The 15,139-nt window shown below is 66.0% G+C and carries 15 protein-coding genes; 11 read left to right on the forward strand and 4 right to left on the reverse strand.

Features of this window, described 5'->3' with window-relative positions; genetic code table 11:
- Positions 1 to 3 precede the first annotated feature (3 nt).
- Entirely contained in the window at positions 4 to 762 is a 759-nt protein-coding gene (locus ACE3RQ_RS11655; RefSeq protein ID WP_374522167.1) for a 5'-methylthioadenosine/adenosylhomocysteine nucleosidase, read from the forward strand.
- 149 nt (positions 763 to 911) lie between these two features.
- Here ACE3RQ_RS11655 and corA read toward each other — a convergent pair whose 3' ends face one another.
- From corA to ACE3RQ_RS11670, 3 genes are all read right to left on the reverse strand, one after another.
- The gene (gene corA / locus ACE3RQ_RS11660) at positions 912 to 1,898 is read right to left on the reverse strand and encodes a magnesium/cobalt transporter CorA (protein WP_374522168.1); all 987 of its coding nucleotides are present in this window, start codon (positions 1,896 to 1,898) and stop codon (positions 912 to 914) included.
- Positions 1,899 to 2,086: 188 nt separating this feature from the next.
- Entirely contained in the window at positions 2,087 to 3,334 is a 1,248-nt protein-coding gene (locus tag ACE3RQ_RS11665; RefSeq protein ID WP_374522169.1) for a patatin-like phospholipase family protein, read from the reverse strand.
- On the reverse strand, positions 3,325 to 5,103 hold the full coding sequence (locus ACE3RQ_RS11670) for an ATP-binding protein (RefSeq protein WP_374522170.1): 1,779 nt from the start codon (positions 5,101 to 5,103) through the stop codon (positions 3,325 to 3,327). The genes ACE3RQ_RS11665 and ACE3RQ_RS11670 overlap by 10 nt, the downstream gene beginning before the upstream one ends.
- A gap of 329 nt (positions 5,104 to 5,432) precedes the next feature.
- On the opposite strand from ACE3RQ_RS11670, the gene hpf reads away from it, so the two are divergent.
- From hpf to hprK, 3 genes are all read left to right on the forward strand, one after another.
- Entirely contained in the window at positions 5,433 to 5,762 is a 330-nt protein-coding gene (hpf, locus tag ACE3RQ_RS11675; RefSeq protein ID WP_374522171.1) for a ribosome hibernation-promoting factor, HPF/YfiA family, read from the forward strand.
- A 293-nt stretch (positions 5,763 to 6,055) separates the two neighbouring features.
- Positions 6,056 to 6,526, forward strand: a complete 471-nt coding sequence (locus ACE3RQ_RS11680) for a PTS sugar transporter subunit IIA (protein ID WP_374522172.1) — start codon at positions 6,056 to 6,058, stop codon at positions 6,524 to 6,526.
- A 90-nt stretch (positions 6,527 to 6,616) separates the two neighbouring features.
- Complete coding sequence (gene hprK, locus ACE3RQ_RS11685) at positions 6,617 to 7,567, forward strand: HPr(Ser) kinase/phosphatase (RefSeq protein ID WP_374522173.1); 951 nt, start codon at positions 6,617 to 6,619, stop codon at positions 7,565 to 7,567.
- Between the two features lie 18 nt (positions 7,568 to 7,585).
- Here hprK and fur read toward each other — a convergent pair whose 3' ends face one another.
- Positions 7,586 to 8,026 carry a ferric iron uptake transcriptional regulator gene (fur, locus tag ACE3RQ_RS11690; RefSeq protein ID WP_374522174.1) on the reverse strand — a complete coding sequence of 147 codons (441 nt, stop codon included), beginning with the start codon at positions 8,024 to 8,026 and terminating at the stop codon, positions 7,586 to 7,588.
- Positions 8,027 to 8,286: 260 nt separating this feature from the next.
- Between fur and ACE3RQ_RS11695 the strand changes: the two genes are divergently transcribed.
- From ACE3RQ_RS11695 to holA, 7 genes are all read left to right on the forward strand, one after another.
- A complete protein-coding gene (locus tag ACE3RQ_RS11695; RefSeq protein ID WP_374522175.1) occupies positions 8,287 to 8,745 on the forward strand; it encodes an outer membrane protein assembly factor BamE in 459 nt (152 codons plus the stop codon).
- Positions 8,742 to 9,554 (forward strand): 4-hydroxy-tetrahydrodipicolinate reductase, encoded by an 813-nt coding sequence (dapB, locus tag ACE3RQ_RS11700; protein WP_374522176.1) that lies wholly within the window; start codon positions 8,742 to 8,744, stop codon positions 9,552 to 9,554. Before ACE3RQ_RS11695 ends, dapB begins: the two co-directional genes overlap by 4 nt.
- A gap of 18 nt (positions 9,555 to 9,572) precedes the next feature.
- Complete coding sequence (locus tag ACE3RQ_RS11705; protein WP_374522177.1) at positions 9,573 to 10,232, forward strand: MotA/TolQ/ExbB proton channel family protein; 660 nt, start codon at positions 9,573 to 9,575, stop codon at positions 10,230 to 10,232.
- Between the two features lie 85 nt (positions 10,233 to 10,317).
- Positions 10,318 to 10,743, forward strand: a complete 426-nt coding sequence (locus tag ACE3RQ_RS11710; RefSeq protein ID WP_374522179.1) for an ExbD/TolR family protein — start codon at positions 10,318 to 10,320, stop codon at positions 10,741 to 10,743.
- A gap of 94 nt (positions 10,744 to 10,837) precedes the next feature.
- The gene (gene leuS, locus ACE3RQ_RS11715) at positions 10,838 to 13,555 is read left to right on the forward strand and encodes a leucine--tRNA ligase (RefSeq protein WP_374522180.1); all 2,718 of its coding nucleotides are present in this window, start codon (positions 10,838 to 10,840) and stop codon (positions 13,553 to 13,555) included.
- A 1-nt stretch (position 13,556) separates the two neighbouring features.
- A complete protein-coding gene (lptE, locus tag ACE3RQ_RS11720; protein ID WP_374522181.1) occupies positions 13,557 to 14,078 on the forward strand; it encodes an LPS assembly lipoprotein LptE in 522 nt (173 codons plus the stop codon).
- Positions 14,079 to 14,080: 2 nt separating this feature from the next.
- A complete protein-coding gene (holA, locus tag ACE3RQ_RS11725) occupies positions 14,081 to 15,133 on the forward strand; it encodes a DNA polymerase III subunit delta (protein WP_374522182.1) in 1,053 nt (350 codons plus the stop codon).
- Positions 15,134 to 15,139 lie beyond the last annotated feature (6 nt).

A 15,139-nucleotide genomic window follows, 5' to 3' on the forward strand; every position in this document is an offset into this window, starting at 1 on the left:
GGCATGAAAGACACCGCCCCCATCGCCCTCGTGGCCGCTCTGCACGATGAGCTGGCTTCTGTTCTTGAGCTGATGCCCGACGAGCACAAGCAGACCGTGGGCGGGCGTGAGTTCTGGGTGGGGCACTTGCACGGGCAGGCGGTGGTGGCGGTGCTCAGCGGCATTGGCAAGGTGGCGGCGGCCACCACGGCCACCTTGCTCATCGAGCGCTTTGGCGTGGGCGGCATCGTCTTCACCGGCGTGGCCGGTGGTCTGGGTGAGGGCGTGCGGGTGGGCGATGTGGTGGTGGCCCGGTCTTTCCTGCAGCACGACATGGACGCCTCGCCACTGTTCCCGCGCCACGAGGTGCCAGGCTATGGCCGCTCGCGATTCGACGCCGATGCGGCCCTGACCGACCGCCTGCTGGCGGCCTGTCATCACACCCTGACCTACCTGCCCAGCACGCTGACCGCGAGCACCGTGCACACCTTCGGCCTGCACGGCCCGCGCGTGCACCAGGGCCTGCTGGTCAGCGGCGACCGCTTCGTCGCCACCACCACCGAGAGCCAGGCCCTGCAGGCCGCCCTGCCCGACGCCTTGGCGGTGGAAATGGAAGGCGCCGCCTTCGCCCAGGTCTGCCACGACTTCGGCGTGCCCCTGGCCGTGGTGCGCACCATCTCCGACCGCGCCGACGACGCCGCGCACGTCGACTTCCCGAAATTCCTGCGCGAAGTCGCCAGCCGCTACAGCGGCGCCATCGTGGAGTCGCTGTTCAGCCGGTGAGCGCGTGGGTGATTCGGCGCCTGTCCATCACGTGGTCGGCGCGAAGTGTCTGATCGAGAACGCGGCGGAACTGGCTCTGCCAGGCCGCTCGCGTTGCCCCTTGAGGGGCGGAGCCCGCTACACGCAGTGAGCGGGCGACGGGGGTGGTCCTACTTCAACCAGCCGCGCTTGCGGAAGTACAGCATCGGCACCAGGGCCGACAGCACCATCAGCCCCAGCGCGTAGGGGTAGCCCCATTTCTGGCTCAGCTCGGGCATGTACTGGAAGTTCATGCCGTACAGGCTGGCGATCAGCGTAGGGGGCAGCAGCGCGACGCTGGCCACCGAGAAGATCTTGATGATCTTGTTCTGGTTGATGTTGATGAAACCCACCGTGGCGTCCATCAAGAAGTTGATCTTGTCGAACAGGAAGGCGGTGTGGCCGTCGAGCGAGTCCAGGTCGCGAAGAATCTGGCGGGCGTCTTCAAACTGCTCGGCGCTCAGCAGGCGACTGCGCATCATGAAGCTCACCGCGCGGCGGGTGTCCATCACGTTGCGGCGGATGCGCCCGCTCATGTCCTCGTGGCGGGCAATGGCGGCCAGCACCTCGCCGGCTTTGTTGTCCGTCACGTCACCGGCCAGCACCTGGCGGCTCACTTTTTCGAGGTCGTCGTAAATGTCTTCCAGCGTGTCGGCGCAGTACTCCGCGTCGGCGTCGAAGAGCATCAGCAGCACGTCTTTGGCGTTGTCGATCAGGCCGGGCATGCGGCGCGCGCGCATGCGCAGCAAGCGAAAGACGGGCACGTCCTCGTCGTGGATGGAGAACAGCACGCCGCGGCTGCGCAGTTCGTCGTTGTGCTCGTTCAGGATGAAGGCCACGCGAACCGCGCGCGGGTTCTCGTCGTCGTCGATCAAGAAGTCGCTGCGAACGTGCAGCTCACCGTTGTCTTCTTCGAAGAAACGGGCCGATTCCTCGATGTCCTCGTCCATTGCGTCTTCGGGGATGGACAGGCCGAAATGCTGCTTGACCCAGCGGCGTTCTTCGGGGGTGGGGTTCTCGAGGTCAACCCAGATGGGCTTGAATCGGGCCAGCTCTTCGAGCGACTCGATTTCTTCCTGGAACAGGCGGCCGTTGGCCAGGGTGAATACGTTGAGCATGCGGTGCTCCCGGCGGGGAAATTCGGTCTGAGGGGGGCGGCGGGGAGGGCGGCGCTTTCAGCCGGCCGGCCGCCTGATCCAACGGCCGCGGTGGCGGCGCTCAGACGGACGCGGGAGCGACTGAAAGCACGCAACTGGGGGGCGTGCTTTCCATGCAGATTCTCCAGGGGGATGACGGCGCGATTATGTCACCGGGGGCTGGCCTGTTCGGCCGCCGTTGAAGCGAAAAAGGCCTGCAATTCGTCGCGCCGCCGCCAGGCGTCGTGTTCGCCCAGGGTGATCAGCGCCTGCACGAAGCCCGGTTCGAACAGCAGGTAGCTGGCCAGGGCGGCCGCGCTGCCGGCCGCGCCGCGCTCGGTGTCCAGCGCGCCCAGCCCCACCAAGGTGTTGCGGGTGGCGGCCGGCAGTTCGTTGATGTGCTTTTGCGCCAGCTCGTCCAGCGACTGACTGGGCTGGATGGCCATCACCCGCACCGGTCGGTACGGCAGGGCCGCGGCCAAGTCGGGAGGCAATTTCGCCAGGGTCTCGCTGACGCGGGTGGTCTGCTCCACGTCGGCTTGCAGGGTGTCGTGGAACACACTGGCCATGGCGTGGCCGGCAATGGTGCCGGCCGTGGGCTCGCCGCCGGCTCGCACCCCCAGGCCTGAGCGCTGCGGTTGCCCCACACCAATCACCAGGATGCGCCGCGCACCGAAATGGATGGCGGGTGACAGGGGCGAGAGTTGGCGCATGGAGCCATCGCCAAAGTGCTCGCGGTGGCCGTCCACCCACAGGGGCACGGCGGGGAACAGAAAGGGAATGGCGGCCGAGGCCATCAGGTGCTCGATGGTGACGGGTTGGAAATCGGCGCGCCGGCCCGGTCGGTGCCAGGGATGCCCTTGATGTGAGGGGCTGACTTGACAAAACGTCCAATGCTCACCCGTGCTGTAGCTCGAGGCTGTCACCCCTAGGGCCTGCACATGGCCGTGCTCCAATATGGCCTCGAGGCGGCGCAGGTCGATCGCTCGGTGCAAGGTGTCCACCAGGGGAAGCGAGTCAAGCAAGGCTCGGTGGCGTCGCACTTGCCGAGCCAGCACAAAGCCCGCCACCAGCCTGTTGGCGCGTACCCAGCCGGGCGCTTCAAGCCGGTACACCTGATGCGAGCGTAATGTGCGCCAGAAGCTTGAGACGCTGCCCAGTGCGTCGGCGCCCTGATCCGCTCGCGCGGCCAGAAAGGCAGCGTTCAGCGCGCCCGCTGATGTGCCGAACAGCCATCGGAATGGGAATACTGCAGCCGTCGATTGACGACTCAACATCGTTCCAATGGCCATGAGCACGCCGGCTTGATAAGCCGTTCGCGCTCCGCCCCCCATGAGCACGAGGGCGCATGCATCGCCCGGTCCGCTAGGGAGAGTGGGGGCCAAGGTGTTGTGAGAGATCAACGTGTCTAGCGACATGGCATCAAGGGCTTTCCGGCTGCCTCGATAATGCCCTCCAGCGCGGTAGGGCTGACGGGCTTGTGGAACACACAAATGCCAGCTTGTTGCGCCTTTTGGGTGACGTCGCCTGGTGTATCCCCCATCATCACGACCAGAGGTAGGTCTTGCCGGATCAGTTCGCGCATGATCAGCGCGGCCTCCAGGCCCGTGGTCTGGTCGTTCAGGTGGAAATCGATTAGCGCCATATCGATCTGTGCGGCGTGATCCGAGGCCTGCTTCCGTGCCTCTTCCATGTTGCGCGCTACCAGTACGCGATGCCCCCATCTGGTCATCAGCTCCCGCATTGCCCCCAGGATGTGCACGTCGTTGTCAACGACCAGCAGCGTGCGCGAACGCGATCGTGTTGCGTCGCCGTTGATCATCGTTGGTCGTGCGCAGACGGGGGCACGTGCTGGCAAGGCAATCGAGAAACGTGAACCGCGCCCCAGCCGCGAGCGAATTGTGAGTTCACCGCCGGTGAGGGCAGCCATGCGCCTAACAATGGCCAGCCCGAGGCCGAAGCCGCGGGTAGGGCTGCGTTCCAGATAGGCATTGCTCGCCTGGAAGAATTCCTCGCAGAGTCTGGGCAGTTCTTCGGCGGGAATGCCGCGGCCGGTATCCCATACCTCGATCGCTATCCGATCACCCCTTCGGCGCGTGCCAACGAGCACCCCACCTTGATCGGTGTAGCGGACCGCGTTGTGCACCAGGTTGGACACCATGCTGTGCAACATGACCTCATCGCACAAGACCCATTCGCCTTGGTCTGCCACACGGATGTCTATCCCTTTCGCCTCTGCCTGGGCGCGCACCTGATCGACAACCGTATTCATGACCGAACTTACCGAGCAGGGCTGCAGTTGCGGCACGAGATACCCTGCTTCCAATCGCGACACGTCAAGCAGCGAGTGCAGCAGCTTGCCCATGGTGTCCAGCGCGACCTGCATACGTCCGGTCACTTCCTGAATTGCTCTTGGTGCGTGTGGCGAGCCAAGATCCAACTTGCGCAGAACCGGCAAAGACAAGTTCATGGCATGTATCGGTTGACGAAGGTCGTGACTGGCGGCTGCCAGAAAGCGTGTTTTGGCCTGATTGGCAGCCTCGGCCAATTCCTTGGCCCTCTGCAGGCTTTCCACCAGTGCGGCGTTTTCATAGCGAAGCAACAGCGATTCGCGGATCGAACGCGCGATGCCCCTGGCGTAACTGGTCGTGAACCCGAAATACAGCAGACTCAGGCCACCAAGAACCTGGATGGTCAGTGTTGGCGCGAGCAGGCACTGCATGGTGAATGGCAGGCTGCAAGGCAGCGAAAAGGCCAAGTGTGCGGGCCAGTAGGCGCCCACTGAATTGGTGGCGCTGGCCATCATGGCGCTGAGCACAATGGCCAGAATGGCCAACGTCAATGGATTGTCGGCGTCAAAGAACAGCACGCCCAATGCACCCCAGGACAGCCCGGCCAGCCCCGAGGCGGTGGTGGCCCCGAACGCCCAGCGCTTGGCGTTGGCAGGCGTGATGGCGACGTGCTTGAACCGATAGAAAGCCCCCAGCCTGATCATCTGATACGCGCTGCTGACCAGCAGCCACCCCAGGATGCGCTGAATCGGCATGCCCGACAACACCAACATGATGGCAGATCCTGACGCCAGCAACAGGCTGCCCAGTGTGACGCCCACCATGTTATGCGCCAGGATTTCCAGCTGGTGCGTCAGCAAATCCTTCTCATGTGCGATGTGGGGTTGGACGTCCATGTCAATCTCCGCAGCCGCTGTCGTGTCCGACGGCTGGATGAGCCAGTCAACCCCCTGTGTGCATCTTGTGCTGTCGAATGCTTTAGAAAGCACGCGACATAATTTTTTTGTGTTTTTGAATTTTTTTCAATTCTTTCATGGATACCAAATAAGTTTCTTTTCATACAAAAGTTTTTGCCTTGCGCCAGCTCAAGAAGTCACGCCTTGTTGCCCTGGCCGGCTTGCACAAGCCTGGAATCACCGGCATAGTGGGTCTCAAGGCATTCCCTTGGTTGCCGCCCTCAAGGCGGTAATCTGTGTCAACCCGAGCGAGAACAGGAGGCTCTTCCATGAATTTGACGATCAGCGGCCATCACCTCGAGGTCACGCCTGCCCTTCACGACTACGTCACCAGCAAGCTTGGGCGAATTTCCCGGCACTTCGACCAAGTGGTCGATATCAAGGTGCTGCTCACCGTGGACAACCTCAAGGAGAAAGACCAGCGTCAGCGCGCCGAGTGCAACATCCACGTCAAAGGGCGCGATTTGTTCGCCGAAAGCTCCCACGCTGACTTGTATGCCGCCGTTGACGAACTGGCCGACAAGCTCGACCGTCAGGTCTTGCGCCACAAGGATCGGACGCAAGACCATCACCACGATTCCGCCAAGCGGCTGATGTGAGCCGCGCGCCGGGGCTGCCTTGGCAGCCTGGCCGTCGCCAAGCCGACCTCATGGTCGGCTTTTTTTTGCCCGCGCGACTGAGGTCAACCGTGGAGTGCGCCCAATTTCCCACCTGAAGGTAGGGGAATGCGTTTGTAAGGCGTGGGTTCTCGTTCTGATGTCGCTGCCCCAGAACCTGTTCGTGAGTTTGTTGCAATGCAGCATGTTCGCCCAACCGCAGGGGCCCTTTTTTGACTCGCTGGACTAGTCAGCAAGGGGTAAGTGGGCATAATTTGCGGTCCGAAAGGGCCCCCATGAACCGACTTTCTGCCATCTTGCCCCTGACGCACGTGCTGGTTGGCGTTGACGCCACCAGCAAAAAGCGTGCATTCGAAGAAGCGGGTTTGCTGTTCGAGAGCCAGAACACCCTGAACCGCTCCCTCATCACCGACAGTCTGTTCACCCGCGAGCGACTGGGCTCTACCGGCCTGGGCCACGGCGTGGCCATTCCGCACGGCCGCATCAAGGGCCTGAAGCAGCCCCTGGCCGCGGTGCTGCAACTGGCCAATCCGATCGGGTTCGATGCCCCCGATGAGCAGCCGGTGCGCCTCATGATCTTTCTGCTGGTTCCCGAGATCGCCACGCAGCGGCACTTGGAGATCCTCTCCGAGATCGCCGAGTTGCTCAGCGACAGCGCCCTGCGCGAGCAGATGAAAAACGCCGATTCGGCCACCACCCTGCACGGCCTCATCTCGGCCTGGCAATCCGCCCACGCGGCGGCCTGATTCCCCTCCTGCGCCCCCGGTGCGCCGGGGCGCTGAGGCTGAGGGGGAGTTCGTCCCCTTGGCTGCCGTCAACCCGATTCGCGCAAGCCCATGAAGCCAACCGTTGTCAGTGCCGACGTCCTGTTTGAGGACCATCGCAACTCTCTGAAATGGCAATGGGTGGCCGGGCTGGGCGCCTCCGAGCGGCGATTTGACGAGGTGGCGGTGCGCGCCGCCCGCTCAGGCGCCGACCTGGTGGGTTACCTGAACTACATCCACCCCTATCGCCTGCAGGTGATCGGCGAGCGCGAGGTGGCGTACCTCACCAGCCCTAGCGTGGAGGACAACCGTCGCCGGGTGGCCCGCATCCTGACGCTGGAGCCGCCAGTGCTGGTGGTGGCCGATGACCAGCCGGTGCCCGACGATCTGCTGGCGATGTGCGAGCGGGCGCAGATTCCGATGTTCGCCACCCACGAGTCGGCGGCTTTCGTCATCGACGTGCTGCGCGCGTATTTGTCGCGCCACTTCGCCGACCGCTCCACCATGCACGGCGTGTTCATGGACATCCTGGGCATGGGGGTCATGATCACCGGCGAATCCGGTCTGGGCAAAAGCGAGCTGGGGCTGGAGCTGATCTCGCGCGGCCACGGCCTGGTGGCGGACGATGCGGTTGACCTGTACCGCATCAACCAGACCAGCATCGAAGGCCGCTGCCCCGAGTTGCTGCAAAACCTGCTGGAGGTGCGCGGCATCGGCCTGCTGGACATCAAGGCCATCTTTGGCGAGACGGCCGTGCGCCGCAAGATGCGCCTGCAACTGATCGTGCACCTGGTGCGCCGCGAAACCATGGAGCGCGACTACGAGCGCATGCCTTACGAGCCGCTCTACCAGGACGTGCTGGGTGTACCGGTGCGCAAGGCCGTGATTCAGGTGGTGGCCGGTCGCAACATCGCCGTGCTGGTGGAGGCGGCGGTGCGCAACACCATCTTGCAGCTGCGCGGCATTGACACCTACCAGGAATTCGTGGCGCGCCACCGCGCGGCCATGGGCAGCGGCGACTGACCCGCTGCGATATCGGGCTTAGCGCCCCGTTTGCGCGGCCTTGTGCGGGCAGTCGGTCTTGGTGCAGTTGGCGTAGAGCGAGAGGGCGTGCTCCTGCAGTGCGAAGCCGCGCGCCTGGGCCACCATCTGCTGCCGCTTTTCGATCTCGGGGTCAAAGAATTCCTCGACCCGGCCGCAGTCCAGGCACACCAGGTGGTCGTGGTGCTGGCCTTCGTTGAGTTCGTACACCGCCTTGCCCGACTCGAAATTGCTGCGGGTGAGCAGGCCGGCCTGCTCGAACTGCGTGAGCACGCGGTAGACCGTGGCCAGGCCGATGTCGGAGCGGTCGTTCAGCAGCACGCGGAACACGTCTTCGGCCGTCATGTGCCGCTGGCGCGCGTTCTGGAACACCTCGAGAATCTTCAGGCGCGGCAGCGTGGCCTTCAGGCCCGTGCTCTTGAGTTCTTCGATATTGGTCATGGCGTGCGCTCTCGGGGTGTGGGCGTCCGGGCCAGTCAGCATGACCCCCGGGGCTACAATGGCCGGATGATATCGCCAGCATGCCGCTGGCGTTGGCCATCGCGCCCTGTGCCCCTGCGCCGTGCGGGTGGATGCGGCGGTGCTTTCTGCGGGCTTGATTCATGTTTCACCCCCCTCTTCGCCTTCGGGCGCTTGGCCGTCTGGCCCTTGTTCTTGGTGTCGGTGCGCTGCTGAGCGCCTGTTCCGGCCTCAGCCAGCGCATGCCGTCGGTGACCAGTCTGGTCACACCCTACAAAGTTGACATCGTTCAGGGCAACGTGGTCACCCGCGAGCAGGTGCAGGCCCTCAAGCCGGGCATGGCACGCGACCAGGTGCGTAACGTGCTGGGCTCACCCTTGCTCACCAGCGTGTTTCACGCCGACCGCTGGGACTACGTGTTCACCTTCCGTCGCCAGGGCCAAGAGCCGCAGCAGCGCCGCGTGGCGGTGTTTTTCAAGGGCGACGTGATGGAGCGCTTTGAAGCCGACGAGCTGCCCAGCGAAAACGAGTTCGTGGCGTCGCTGGACGTGAAGCGTCGCTTCGCCGAGGTACCACCCCTGCAGGCCACCGAAGAGCAGCTCAAGGCCTTCGAGGCCCGCAACAAACCGGCCGCGCCGCTGCCCACGCCGCCGTCTGCCCCCGCCACCACCCAGTTCCCGCCCTTGGAGTCTTCTCGATGAGCAACCCGATGTTCCGCGTGTGTGTGGCCGGCGCGAGTGGCCGCATGGGGCAGATGCTGGTCGATGCCGTGCGCCACAGCGGCGACTGCGTGCTGTCGGGCGCGCTGGACATCGCGGCCAGCCCCGCCATCGGCCAGGACGCTGGCGCCTCGTCGGGCCAGCCCACCGGGGTCGCCATCACGGCCGACCTGGCCACTGGCCTGGCTGGCAGCCAGTTCCTGATCGACTTCACCCGCCCCGAGGGCACGCTGGCCCACCTGCAAGAGTGCGTGAAGCACGGCGTGAACGTGGTGATCGGCACCACCGGTTTCACCGAGGCGCAGAAGGCCGAGATTGCCGAGGCGGCCAAGCGCATCGCCATCGTGATGGCGCCCAACATGAGCGTGGGCGTGAACGTCACGCTCAAGCTGCTGGAGATGGCGGCCAAGGCGCTGTCCACCGGCTATGACATCGAGATCATCGAGGCGCACCACCGCCACAAGGTGGACGCGCCCAGCGGCACCGCGCTCAAGATGGGCGAGGTGATCGCCGACGCCCTGGGCCGTGACCTCAAGGACTGCGCGGTGTACGCCCGCGAAGGCGTCACGGGCGAGCGCGACCCGTCCACCATCGGTTTTGCCACCATCCGTGGCGGCGACATCGTGGGCGACCACACCGTGCTGTTCGCCGGCACCGGCGAGCGCATCGAGATCACCCACAAGTCGAGCAGCCGCGCCACCTACGCCCAAGGCAGCCTGCGCGCGGTGCGCTTCCTGGCCGGCAAGACCAGCGGCCTGTACGACATGTTTGACGTGCTCGGCCTGCGCTGAGCACCGGGTCTCCACCCCATGTGGCAGGCGCTCGCACAGGCCGATACCCTGGGGCGGGGCGTGGCCGGCCTGCTGCTGGCCATGTCGGTGGCGAGCTGGGTGGTGATTCTCTGGAAGGTGTGGTGGTTGCGCCGCGTGCGCCGCGGCCTGCCCCAGGCGGTGGCCGCTTTCTGGCAAGCCGCTGACCTGGACGACGCCCAGCGCCGCCTGGAAGGCTTTGACGCCACTCGCGTGGCCTTGCCCCTGCTGCTGGCCGCCCGCGCGCTGGACGATGCGCCCGCCCACACCCTGGCCGTGGCCGGTGACCGAGCGCAACAACTCACCCGGGTGCTGCGCGACGCCCTGCACGCTGTGCTGGCGCGCCTGCAATACGGCCAGGTGCTGCTGGCCACCGTGGGCGCCACGGCGCCCTTCGTGGGCCTGCTGGGCACGGTCTGGGGCGTGTACCACGCGCTCACCGCCATCGGCATGGACGAGGGTTTTCGCATCGAGCAGGTGGCCGGCCCCGTGGGCGAGGCCCTGGCCATGACCGCCGCTGGCCTGGCGGTGGCAATACCCGCCGTGCTGGCCTACAACGTGATGGGCCGCTGGATCGCCACGCTGGAGGCCGATCTGGAAGGTTTTGCGCGCGACCTGCGTGAGTTGCTGGCGAGCCAGCGGTGGAGCGTGGGGGCATGAACGGCCGATTCGCCGCCGGGCCGCCCCAAGGCGAATCCGCCCCCTTGGGGGGCAGCGACCCGCGCCAGCGGTGGAGCGTGGGGGCATGAGTTTCGGCAGGCTGGAGCGCCGCCAGGGCGACGCGCCCATGAGCGAGATCAACGTCACGCCGCTGGTGGACGTGATGCTGGTGTTGCTGGTGATCTTCATCGTGGCCGCACCCATCATGGCCGGGCGCCTGGCGCTGGATTTGCCGCGCGCTCAGACGCCCAGGGCCGAGGCCCCGGCTGCTGCCGCGCTGGCCGTGGCCATCGACGCCCAGGGGCAGTGGTTTCTGGACGATCGGCCGGTGAGCGTCGACGCCTTGCGCGAGCACCTGGCCGAGACCGGGCGCCAGCGCCCCGACACCGAGGTTCAGTTGCGTGCCGACAGCCGTGTGCCTTACGGGCAGGTGGCCGAGTTCATTGGCTGGGCTCAGGCCGCGGGCCTGTCGCGCATGGGTTTCGTGGCCCAGCCGGCCGCCGCGCGCTGAGGCGCGGGCGCGGCCTAAAATCCCCGGTTGCTTTGCGCGCGCGCCGCGCGCTCCTTTTTGCGCCCCCAACCGCCGGCCTGCCCGGCTTCGCTTCATGCAAGACAAATACGCCCACCAAGAAGTCGAACGCGCCGCCCACGCCCACTGGGTCGCCACCGACGCCTACCGCGTGACCGAAGACGCGAGCAAGAAGAAGTTCTATGCCTGCTCGATGCTGCCCTACCCCAGCGGCAAGCTGCACATGGGGCACGTGCGCAACTACACCATCAACGACATGCTCACGCGCTACCTGCGCATGAACGGCTACAACGTGTTGATGCCCATGGGCTGGGACGCTTTTGGCCTGCCAGCGGAGAACGCGGCGCTGAAGAACAAGGTGCCGCCGGCGAAGTGGACCTACGACAACATCGCCTACATGAAGCAGCAGATGCAGGCCATGGGCCTGGCCATCGACTGGAGCCGTGAGGTCGCCACCTGCTCGCCCGAGTACTACAAGTGGAACCAGTGGCTGTTCCTGAAGATGCTGGAGAAGGGCATCGCCTACCGCAAGACCCAGGTCGTCAACTGGGACCCGGTGGACCAGACCGTGCTGGCCAACGAGCAGGTGATCGACGGGCGCGGCTGGCGCACCGGCGCGCTGGTGGAAAAGCGCGAGATCCCGGGCTATTACCTGAACATCACCGCCTACGCCGACGAGTTGCTCAACCACGTGCAGATCGGCAACGAGAAGGCCACCCTCAACGGCTGGCCCGACAAGGTACGGCTGATGCAGGAGAACTGGATCGGCAAGAGCGAGGGCGTGCGCTTCGCCTTCCCGCACGACATCAAAGGCGCCGATGGCGCGCTGATCGGCGAGGGCAAGCTCTACGTGTTCACCACGCGCGCCGACACCATCATGGGCGTGACCTTCTGCGCCGTGGCGCCCGAGCACCCGCTGGCCCAACACGCCGCTGCCGGCAACGCCGACCTGGCGGCCTTCATTGACGAGTGCAAGAAGGGTGGCACCACCGAAGCCGAACTGGCCACGCAAGAGAAGCTGGGCAAGCCCACCGGCCTGTTCGTCACGCACCCCCTCACTGGCGCGCAGGTGCAGGTGTGGGTGGGCAACTACGTGCTCATGAGCTACGGCGACGGTGCCGTGATGGGCGTGCCAGCCCACGACGAGCGCGACTTCGCCTTCGCCAAGAAATATGGCATTGCCATCCAGCAAGTGGTGGCGGTGGAGGGCGAGACCTTCAGCACCGACGCCTGGGCCGAGTGGTACGGCGACAAGCAAAAGGGCGTGTGCGTGAACTCGGGCGCGCTCGACGGTCTGGGCCACAAGGCGGCCGTGGACAAGGTGGCCTCGCTGCTGGCCGACAAAGGCCTGGGCGAGAAGAAGACCACCTTCCGCCTGCGCGACTGGGGCATCAGCCGCCAGCGCTACTGGGGCACGCCGATCCCCATCATCCACTGCGAAAGCTGCGGCCCGGTGCCCGTGCCCGAGAAAGACCTGCCGGTGCGCCTGCCGGAAGACCTGGTGCCGGACGGCAGCGGCAACCCGCTGAACAAGTGCGAGGCGTTCCTGAAGGTGGACTGCCCCTGCTGCGGCAAGCCCGCGCGGCGCGAGACCGACACCATGGACACCTTCGTGGACTCGTCGTGGTACTTCATGCGCTACTGCGACCCCACCAACGCCGAACAGATGGTGGCCGGCGGCACGGACTACTGGATGAGAGACCAGAATGCCGCTACCGGCGGTAGCGGCATGGACCAGTACATCGGTGGCATCGAGCACGCCATCCTGCACCTGCTGTACGCGCGCTTCTGGACCAAGGTCATGCGCGACCTGGGGCTGGTCAAGGTCGATGAGCCCTTCACCAAGCTGCTCACGCAGGGCATGGTGCTCAACCACATCTACTCGCGCCGCACCGAGAAGGGCGGCAAGGAGTATTTCTGGCCGCACGACGTGGAGCACGTGCTCGATGAAGGCGGCAAGATCGTGGGCGCCAAGCTCAAGAACGCCGTGGGCGATTTGCCCGTGGGCACGCCCATCGACTACGAGGGCGTGGGCACCATGTCCAAGTCGAAGAACAACGGCGTGGACCCGCAAGACCTGATCGAGAAGTACGGTGCCGACACCGCGCGCCTGTACACCATGTTCACCGCGCCGCCCGAGGCCACGCTGGAGTGGAACGACGCGGCGGTGGAGGGCAGCTACCGCTTCCTGCGCCGTGTGTGGAACTTCGGCGTTAAACTGTCTGCTATCGATAAGATAGCTGCTGACGCAAGTGTGGTGGGCGCTACGGCCATTAATGATGTGAAATTTGGCAAAGAAGCCAAGGCCCTGCGCCTGGAGATCCACACCGTGCTCAAGCAGGTGGACTACGACTACCAGCGCATGCAATACAACACGGTGGTGTCGGGCGCGATGAAGATGCTCAACGCCCTGGAAGACTTCAAGCCCGCCGATGCGGGCGACCAGGCCGCCGCGGCCGAGGGCTTCGGCATCCTGCTGCGCTCGCTGTACCCGGCCACGCCGCACATCGCCCACGCGCTGTGGCGCGAGCTGGGCTACGCCGCCCAGTTCGGTGAGCTGCTGGACGCGCCCTGGCCCCGGCCCGATGAGTCGGCACTGCAGCGCGACGAGATCGAACTCGTGCTGCAGGTCAACGGCAAGCTGCGCGGCAGCGTGACCGTGCCGGCCAGCGCCGACAAGGCCGCCATCGAGGCCGCCGCCCTGGCCAGCGAGGACTTCCAGAAAATCGCCAACGGCGCCGCGCCCAAGAAGGTGATCGTGGTGCCGGGCCGCCTCGTCAACGTGGTGGTCTGACATGGCCAGCGCCGCTCGCCGCCACTGGCTGCTCACCCTGGGGGCTGGCGCGTTGCTGGCCGGTTGCGGCTTTCAGCTTCGCCAGGCGCCGCGCTTCGCCTTTGAAGCCATTCGCGTCGACGGCGGCAACGGCACGCCGGTGACCAGCGAGCTGCGCCGCCTGCTGGCCATCAACGGCCTCAAGGTGTTCACCCCCGCCACGCCCACCAACGCCGAGGGCGATCTCGCGCCGCAGGTGGTGCTCACCGTGCTCACCGACCAGCGCGAGCGCGTGGCCGTGGGCCAGACGGCGGCCGGGCAGGTGCGCGAACTGCAGTTGCGCACCCGCTTCGCCTTTCGCCTGCGCAGCGCCTCGGGACGCGACCTCATTGGCGACACCGAGCTGCTGCTGGAGCGCGACCTGAGCTTCAACGAAACCATCGTGCTGTCCAAGGCGGCCGAAGAAGAGCGCCTGTACCGCGACATGATTTCCGACATCGCCGACCAGGTGCTGCGCCGCCTGGCGGCCCTCCCGGCCATCTGAGCATGCAGGTGGCGGCCCCCCAACTCGCCGCGCAGTTGCAGCGCGGCCTTCGCAGCCTCTACACCGTGCACGGCGACGACCCGCTGCTGGTGCAGGAGGCGGGCGACGCCATCCGGGCCGCCGCGCGCGCGCAAGGCTTCACCGAGCGCACGGTGCACACCGTGGCCGGCGCGCACTTTGACTGGAGCGCGGTGCTGGCCAGTGGCGCCGAGATGAGCCTGTTTGCCGACAAGCAGCTCATCGAGGTGCGCATTCCCTCGGGCAAGCCCGGCAAGGACGGCTCGCAGGCCCTGCAGCAACTGGCCGAGGGCGCGGCCGGCAACGACGCCGCGCTCACCCTGGTGGTGCTGCCGCGCCTGGACATGGCCACGCAGAAGAGCGCCTGGTTCGCCGCGCTGGACGCCCACGGCGTGACCGTGCGCGTGGAGCCGGTGGACCGCAAGGCCCTGCCCAACTGGATCGCGCAGCGCTTGCAGTTGCAAGGCCAGCGCGTGGCCGCGGGCGACGAAGGCCAGCGCACGCTGCAGTTCTTCGCCGACCGCGTGGAAGGCAACCTGCTGGCGGCGCACCAGGAAATTCAGAAGCTCGCGCTGCTGCACCCACCGGGCGAGTTGTCGTTCGAGCAGGTGGAGGCGGCGGTGCTCAACGTGGCGCGCTACGACGCCTTCAAGCTGGCCGAGGCGGTGCTGGGCGGGCAATTGCCGCGCGTGCAGCGCATGCTCGATGGCCTGCAGGCCGAGGGCGAAGCGCCGGTGCTGGTGCACTGGGCCTTGGCCGATGACGTGCGCACGCTCTACCGCGTGCGCGCCGCGCTCGACACGGGCAAGCCCTTGCCGGTGGCGCTGCGCGAAAGCCGCGTGTGGGGCGCGAAAGAAAAGCTCATGGAGCGCGTGCTGCCCAACCTGGGCGCGGGCACCTTGTCGCGCTGGCTGCAAGACGCCCACACGGTGGACGGCATCGTCAAGGGCCTGAAGGCCGAGGGCTGGCCCACCGACCCGTGGCAGGCGCTGCAGCAATTCGCCATGCGCGTGGCGCAGGGCTGCGCGGCGCGCTGATTCCCT

The organism is Hydrogenophaga sp. (assembly GCF_041913525.1).
Classification (GTDB): Bacteria; Pseudomonadota; Gammaproteobacteria; order Burkholderiales; family Burkholderiaceae_C; genus Hydrogenophaga.

Excerpts from the sequence above, each read along its gene's own strand:
- ACE3RQ_RS11665 (WP_374522169.1), bottom strand. The coding sequence starts at position 3,334 with ATGTCGCTAGACACGTTGATCTCTCACAACACCTTGGCCCCCACTCTC.
- ACE3RQ_RS11680 (WP_374522172.1), top strand. The coding sequence starts at position 6,056 with ATGAACCGACTTTCTGCCATCTTGCCCCTGACGCACGTGCTGGTTGGC.
- ACE3RQ_RS11705 (WP_374522177.1), top strand. The coding sequence starts at position 9,573 with ATGTGGCAGGCGCTCGCACAGGCCGATACCCTGGGGCGGGGCGTGGCC.
- dapB (WP_374522176.1), top strand. The coding sequence starts at position 8,742 with ATGAGCAACCCGATGTTCCGCGTGTGTGTGGCCGGCGCGAGTGGCCGC.
- fur (WP_374522174.1), bottom strand. The coding sequence starts at position 8,026 with ATGACCAATATCGAAGAACTCAAGAGCACGGGCCTGAAGGCCACGCTG.
- lptE (WP_374522181.1), top strand. The coding sequence starts at position 13,557 with ATGGCCAGCGCCGCTCGCCGCCACTGGCTGCTCACCCTGGGGGCTGGC.
- ACE3RQ_RS11655 (WP_374522167.1), top strand. The coding sequence starts at position 4 with ATGAAAGACACCGCCCCCATCGCCCTCGTGGCCGCTCTGCACGATGAG.
- ACE3RQ_RS11710 (WP_374522179.1), top strand. The coding sequence starts at position 10,318 with ATGAGTTTCGGCAGGCTGGAGCGCCGCCAGGGCGACGCGCCCATGAGC.
- corA (WP_374522168.1), bottom strand. The coding sequence starts at position 1,898 with ATGCTCAACGTATTCACCCTGGCCAACGGCCGCCTGTTCCAGGAAGAA.
- holA (WP_374522182.1), top strand. The coding sequence starts at position 14,081 with ATGCAGGTGGCGGCCCCCCAACTCGCCGCGCAGTTGCAGCGCGGCCTT.
- leuS (WP_374522180.1), top strand. The coding sequence starts at position 10,838 with ATGCAAGACAAATACGCCCACCAAGAAGTCGAACGCGCCGCCCACGCC.
- hprK (WP_374522173.1), top strand. The coding sequence starts at position 6,617 with ATGAAGCCAACCGTTGTCAGTGCCGACGTCCTGTTTGAGGACCATCGC.
- ACE3RQ_RS11670 (WP_374522170.1), bottom strand. The coding sequence starts at position 5,103 with ATGGACGTCCAACCCCACATCGCACATGAGAAGGATTTGCTGACGCAC.
- ACE3RQ_RS11695 (WP_374522175.1), top strand. The coding sequence starts at position 8,287 with ATGCCGTCGGTGACCAGTCTGGTCACACCCTACAAAGTTGACATCGTT.
- hpf (WP_374522171.1), top strand. The coding sequence starts at position 5,433 with ATGAATTTGACGATCAGCGGCCATCACCTCGAGGTCACGCCTGCCCTT.